Source organism: Plantibacter cousiniae (nom. nud.) (assembly GCF_977070315.1).
The window spans coordinates 207,051-213,617 of sequence record NZ_CDRVEU010000014.1 but is presented as its reverse complement, the minus strand read 5'-3'; the positions used below and the strand labels follow the sequence as shown (position 1 = coordinate 213,617).

General features: G+C 61.1%; 4 protein-coding genes. All 4 read right to left on the bottom strand.

Annotated elements, in window-relative coordinates:
• Positions 1-299: 299 nt before the first annotated feature.
• Positions 300-1,670 (bottom strand): HDOD domain-containing protein, encoded by a 1,371-nt coding sequence (locus tag ACW55A_RS24195; RefSeq protein ID WP_498811680.1) that lies wholly within the window; start codon positions 1,668-1,670, stop codon positions 300-302.
• Positions 1,671-1,829: 159 nt separating this feature from the next.
• A complete protein-coding gene (gabT, locus tag ACW55A_RS24190) occupies positions 1,830-3,110 on the bottom strand; it encodes a 4-aminobutyrate--2-oxoglutarate transaminase (RefSeq protein ID WP_455808404.1) in 1,281 nt (426 codons plus the stop codon).
• A 179-nt stretch (positions 3,111-3,289) separates the two neighbouring features.
• Complete coding sequence (gene gabD, locus ACW55A_RS24185; RefSeq protein ID WP_455808402.1) at positions 3,290-4,732, bottom strand: NADP-dependent succinate-semialdehyde dehydrogenase; 1,443 nt, start codon at positions 4,730-4,732, stop codon at positions 3,290-3,292.
• Positions 4,733-5,186: 454 nt separating this feature from the next.
• A complete protein-coding gene (locus tag ACW55A_RS24180; protein ID WP_498811679.1) occupies positions 5,187-6,452 on the bottom strand; it encodes an FAD-dependent monooxygenase in 1,266 nt (421 codons plus the stop codon).
• Positions 6,453-6,567 lie beyond the last annotated feature (115 nt).

Sequence of the window (6,567 nt, the reverse complement as noted above, 5' to 3'; positions counted from 1 at the left end):
CCTGTAGGAGCGGACTTGTCCGCGAAGAGGGCGGTACATTCAATGCATTGGCTGCGTTTGGAATATAGCCTTCGCGAACAAGTTCGCTCCTACAGGAGTACGCGGTACCTTGTCGGAGCGAGCTTGCTCGCGAAGAGTCCGGTGCAGTCGATGGCTTTTCTGCGTCAGGAATACCGCCTTCGCGAACAAGTTCGCTCCTACGGGAGTACGCGGTATCTTGTGGGAGCGCGCACGGCATGACGCCCTGAGGGAGCGGCTAGGCGGCGATTCGCCTTGCTCGCGAAGGCGTCAGTCGGGTTTTACTTCTCGGGCGAACCCTGAACAGCGGCTGCCGGATCCTCGATTGCAGCAGGCTCTTCAGCAGGTGCCACGTCGAGCAACCCATCTTCGACCGCCTCGGCAGCCACCTCAGTTTCGGTCGTCAGCGGCCTCAGCAAACTCGGATCCGTCACCCCCGTCAGCTTCTTGCGCAGGCGCTGCAAGTCACCGACGCTGAGCTTCAACAGTTTGGCCGACTTGGTCTTGATCAGCGTGGTGACACTTTCTTCCTCGCCCAGGCGCGCCATCTGCCCCGCCAGGTTCATTGCCAGCACTTCGCGCGTGTAGATGCCGGTGTTGTACTGATACACCGCAGCGATCAGCTCACGCAGTTCCAGCGGCAAACGCCAGCGCGTGCGCAGAGCAGAACCGAAGGCAGCGGAATACTGCTCCAGAGACTGCCCGATCACCTGCTCATCCAGTTGGCCGCCAGCCAGCAGCCACTCCTGCAGACAACCCAATACCGCCAGGTCACCCAGCGATTGCAACAGCCCGGCGCTGAAGCAGCGCTCCGCATCCAGCTCCAGCATGCCGCCCAGAATGCGTGCGTAATCTGCCGTGCGCTGCGACAGGGTCCAAAGCTCATGGGCCTTGACCAGCAACGCATCATTGGTCAGCACCGCCATACGCTTTTTGGCCAGGCCTGACGCGATATTGGCACCCTGCACCGGCCCGAGAATGGCCAGCGCCCCGCCCATGGTCTGGATCGGCTTGCCCAGATGCTGCGCCGCCGTATTGGCAGCTGCGATCAGTACTGCCGTGATGTGCGGATCGTTGCGCAGCTCCTGCTCCAGCAAGGCGGCGTCGATGCCGCTGGCGGTCTGGCTGAGCGTCACCGCCGTGGCGACATCGACGAACAGCGGCGCGCCATCGGCTATATCACGGCGTTTGTCTAGAAACTTGGTCAGGGTCAGGCCCGGCGTCAGCGCGGGCACCGCACCCGCAACCGGGGCACTGCGTTCCAGCAACAGGCCTTCAAGACGCTGGCGCAAGCCTTCAGTATTCAGTGGTTTGGTCAGGTAGGCAGTCGGCGCCAGCGGCACGACCTCACGCACGCTGGCGCTGTCATTGCGATTGCTGATCAGAATGAACGGGATGGCGGGCTGACGACGCAGATTGCGCACGCCCCGCAGCAGGCTCAGGCCATCGATCCCCGGCAGCTCGCGGGCGGCGATGATCAGGTCCGGCAGGTGTTTTTTCATCCACTCGACGGCCTGTTTGCCATCGGTGCACATCTCCAGCTCGATATCCGCACGCACGTCCAACACCAGGTCGCTAAGCGTCTCGCGAACCCATGGATCAGACTCGGCTATCAGTACGCGAGGAACGGCGGGCAAAACTACAGCGGTCATCATGACTCTCCGATGTCAATGCGATCACCTTAGCCAATGCAAACGTCCGGATATACCCAAAACAGCGAAATACCCTGCTCAAACGCAAAAAAAACCCGTCGAAACGGGCTTTTTTTGTCTGTTTGGTCATAAATTAATCAATTCATGACTTCACACTTTTTACGCGATTTCAGCAAAGCATTCGTCGAGAATGGTCAGGCCGCGGTTCAGCAATTCGTCTTCAGCGGTCAACGGCACCAGCACGCGCAACACGTTGCCGTAAGTACCGCAGGACAGCAGAATCAGACCCTTGTCACGCGCCTTGGCAACCACCTGAGCCACAGCGGCGGCGTTAGGCTTGTGCGAATCGCCGTCTTCGAACAGCTCGACAGCGATCATCGCACCCAACGCACGCACTTCACCGATAACCGGGTACTTGGCCTGCATCGCCTTGAGCGAGGTCACCAACTGCTCGCCAACCGCCTTGCAGCGCTCCAGCAGGTGCTCTTCTTCGAAGATGTCCAGCACCGCCAGTGCCGCAGCACAGGCCACGGGGCTACCGGCATAGGTGCCGCCCAGACCGCCGGGTGCAATGGCGTCCATGTATTCAGCCTTGCCGCACACGCCCGCCAGCGGGAAGCCGCCTGCGATGGACTTGGCGAAAGTAGTCAGGTCAGCCGCAACGCCCATCTGCTCCATCGCGAAGAACGTGCCCGTACGGCCCGCGCCGGTCTGCACTTCGTCAGCGATCAGCAGAATGCCGTGCTTGTCGCACAGCTCGCGCAGACGCAGCATGAAGGCCTTCGGCGCCACGTAGAAACCACCTTCGCCCTGTACGGGTTCGATGATGATTGCAGCGATGTCCTTGGGCTCGGCGTCGTTCTTGAAGATGCGCTCGATACTGGCGATGGAATCGTCAACGCTCACACCATGCAGCTCGCACGGGTACAGCGCGCGGAAGATACCGCCCGGCATCAGGCCCATGCCGGCCGAGTAAGGCACGACTTTGCCGGTCAGGCCCAGGGTCATCATGGTACGGCCGTGGTAAGCGCCGGTGAAGGCGATAACGCCCGCACGACCGGTCGCAGCACGGGCGATCTTCACGGCGTTTTCCACCGCTTCGGAACCGGTGGTCACCAGCAGGGTTTTCTTGTCGAAATCGCCTGGCACCCTGGCGTTGATTTTTTCACACAGCTCGACGTAAGGCTCGTAAGCCAGTACCTGGAAGCAGGTGTGGCTCAGCTTGGTCAGCTGTTCTTGCACGGCGGCGATGATCTTCGGGTGCAGGTGACCGGTGTTCAGAACGGCAATACCGCCCGCGAAGTCGATGAACTCACGACCTTCCACGTCGGTAACGGTCGCGTTCTTCGCCGAAGCAGCGAAGATCGGGTGGATCTGACCAACGCCACGCGGGACGGCTGCATGGCGGCGTTGCATCAGGGATTCGTTAGTCTTGCTCATGTATTCCTCATTCGCCGCTCATCGGTCGGCGTGGGTCAAGGATCAAGCGGACCGGATCAACTGCGGCAGCATACGATGATCGACTGCTGCAGCCTTCAGGCCACCAGGAAACTGCGGTGCAACAAAAGCCGATGACACGTCGCTCTCGCGCGCCATCGACTGCAATACCCGAGTGTCGGTCAGACCGACAGGCAGAGGTATTTGATTTCCAGATAATCTTCGATGCCGTACTTGGAGCCTTCACGGCCCAGGCCGGACGACTTGATACCGCCGAACGGCGCCAATTCGTTGGAGATCAGGCCGGTATTGATACCCACCATGCCATATTCCAGCGCCTCGGCAACACGGAACACGCGGCTCATGTTCTGCGCGTAGAAGTACGACGCCAGACCGAACTCGGTGTCGTTGGCCATCGCGATCACTTCGGCCTCGTCCTTGAAGCGGAACAGCGGGGCCAGCGGACCAAAGGTTTCTTCCCGGGCCACGGCGGCATCTTTCGACACGTTGACCAGAATGGTCGGTTCGAAGAACGAGCCTTCCAGGCTGTTGCCACCGGTCAGCACGGTTGCGCCCTTGCTGACGGCGTCGGCGATATGTTCCTTGACCTTGGCCACCGCCTTGTCGTCGATCAACGGGCCGGTGGTGACGCCTTCTTCCAGGCCGTTACCGATCTTCAGCTTGCCGACCGCCGACTTGAGCTTCTCGGCGAATGCGTCGTACACCGCGTCCTGCACGTAGATGCGGTTGGCGCACACGCAGGTCTGGCCGTTGTTGCGGTACTTGGAGATCATCGCGCCTTCGACCGCCTTATCGAGGTCGGCATCGTCGAACACGATGAAAGGCGCGTTACCGCCCAGCTCCAGGGAAACCTTCTTGATGTCCTTGGCGCACTCGGCCATTAGCTGGCGACCAATGTCGGTCGAGCCGGTGAAGGACAGTTTGCGCACGATCGGGTTGCCGGTCAGCTCGGCACCGATATCGCCTGCGCTGCCGGTCACCACGCTGAACACGCCAGCCGGAATGCCCGCACGCTCGGCCAGTTCAGCCAGGGCCAGTGCCGAGAACGGCGTTTGCGACGCAGGCTTGAGCACCATGGTGCAGCCCGCCGCCAGTGCCGGACCGGCCTTGCGGGTGATCATTGCCGCCGGGAAGTTCCACGGAGTGATCGCCGCCGTTACACCAATCGGTTGCTTGAGCACGATCAGGCGCTTGTCCGGCTGGTGACCAGGGATCACATCGCCATAGACGCGCTTGGCTTCTTCGGCGAACCACTCGATGAACGACGCGGCGTAGGTGATCTCGCCCTTGGCTTCAGCCAGTGGCTTGCCCTGCTCCAGAGTCATCAGCAGACCCAGATCGTCCTGGTTCTCGATCATCAGCTCGAACCAGCGGCGCAGCTTGCTGCCACGCTCCTTGGCAGTCAGCGCACGCCAGGCCGGCAGCGCCTTGTCAGCCGCCTCAATCGCCCGACGCGTCTCGGCTGCGCCCATTTTTGGCACCGTGCCGAGGATCTCGTTGTTGGCAGGGTTGTTGACCTTGATCGACTGACCACCGTCCGCATCCAGCCACTGGCCGTTGATGTAGGCTTGCTGGCGGAACAGTGTGGAATCTTTGAGCTGCATGTCGGCCTCCTAAACAGCATCGCCCGAGAGGCGACGCGAACAATTGATATCGATGCACCCCATTTGGAAGCCATCGTCAGGAAAACATTCCATCGGGTTCCAGCGCTGCGCAACGCATGAAGGCAGGAAGACCGAACAAGAGCGTTTGAAATCTCAAACGAATCCTAGGCATTGCAGGGGGAAAGGACAATAGCCCGTTCGAAAAAAAGAACGGGAGTACGGAGGTGTGTAGTTTTCTGATCAGCGCCGAACCTGAACGCAAGGCAGCCGCAGTGTGATCAGGCAGCGCATAAAAGCCGTGAGCGACCACTGAGCAACCGGCGAAGGTCACGATCAACCTCAAGGCATTGCCGAACGACCCGATCATCGTCCTGGCCGGGCCGTGGCTGATCGAGTTCGACAGCGCCATGACCACCGCAGAGCCCGGCGCAGGTTTTAACCCACGCCTGTAGCGCTATCGATAATCCGGAAGCGTGAATGACTGCACCGCCGGGGTCAGCGCCCTGGCAGCACGTTTGCTGATAAAGGGCGTTGCCACCAGCCGCTGCACGGCGCGCAGGATCTTCACCCCGGTCTGACTGCGAGGATGGACCAGACGCGGAACAAGTTTCGGCACGCTCTGCGACTTTTTCACCACAGGGCGCAGGACATATTCGTACGCGGCAAGCGCCTCGGCAATGGTGTCGGTCTTGGTGAGTTCGCCCGCCAGCACATACGCCCCAATCAACGCCAGCGAAGCACCGACTCCACCCAGTGGCGTGACACACCAGGCCGCATCGCCCAGCAGTACCACCGGGCCATTCGACCAGCGATCGATCTTCACCTGACGCAAGTCATCGAACCAGAAATCCTCCGCAGCTTCCATCCCCTCCAGTAAACGAGGCACCTCCCAGCCCGCGCCTGCAAACGACGCCCGGAGAAACGCCTTCTGCTCGGCAATGCTGTTGCCGACCGTCAGATGGCTACGGCCGTGCACATTAAAGAACGCACGCGTCGTACCGCGATTGTCCGGACGAACCCCCGCACTGCGACCGCCCACCGCGTTATACCAGCGCGCGGTCTGGCTATCGGTCGGCGCACGAGGCACGGTAAAGAACGCGCTGGCCAGGTCCATCCGGCGCGGCTGATTCTCGCCGGGGAACACCAGCTCCCGCGTACGCGAGCCGACACCTTCAGCAATAATCAACAGATCAAAACGCTCCTCGCCACCCCTCTCGAACGTGACAGATACGCCCTCGTCATTGTGCTCGACCGAGACAATACGATCACCGAAGCGATAGAACGCATCAGCAGACGACGCCTCATACAGCAGACGCGCAAGATCACCGCGCAACACCTCAAGCTCTGCAGTGGGGCCGTCCCCGTCCAGACCGGCCAGATCAATGCGCGCCGCCGTGCGGTTATCCTCATCGACCCACGCAAGCCCGGTCTCGCCGGTATTGAGCTCCTTCACCGCCTGCTCAAGCCCCATCAAGCGCAAGACCTCCCGAGCCGCGCCCCGCACATCCACATTCTGCCCGCCATCACGAAAGGCAGATGCCTGCTCGACAACCGTGACATCGCAATCGCGCTGCGTCAGCCACCAGGCCGCGGCACACCCCGCGATACTGGCCCCGGTAATAAGAACGCGGCACGGGCTGCGCTCGATGCTTTTGAACTGATTGATAAGAGGCCCTCGGTGAGAACGAACTGACGGAGTGGTATGGGGAGCATCATGCACCACCACACAGCCGTGCCGAAAGCGCAGGTCTGATCCTTTGCGGGCGGTAATGGGTGTGGGCTGATGAAAGGCTGTCGCGGGGCGCGCTGGGTGATTTGTGTCTCGCACCGCCCGC

Excerpts from the sequence above, each read along its gene's own strand:
- ACW55A_RS24195 (WP_498811680.1), bottom strand. The coding sequence starts at position 1,670 with ATGACCGCTGTAGTTTTGCCCGCCGTTCCTCGCGTACTGATAGCCGAG.
- gabD (WP_455808402.1), bottom strand. The coding sequence starts at position 4,732 with ATGCAGCTCAAAGATTCCACACTGTTCCGCCAGCAAGCCTACATCAAC.
- gabT (WP_455808404.1), bottom strand. The coding sequence starts at position 3,110 with ATGAGCAAGACTAACGAATCCCTGATGCAACGCCGCCATGCAGCCGTC.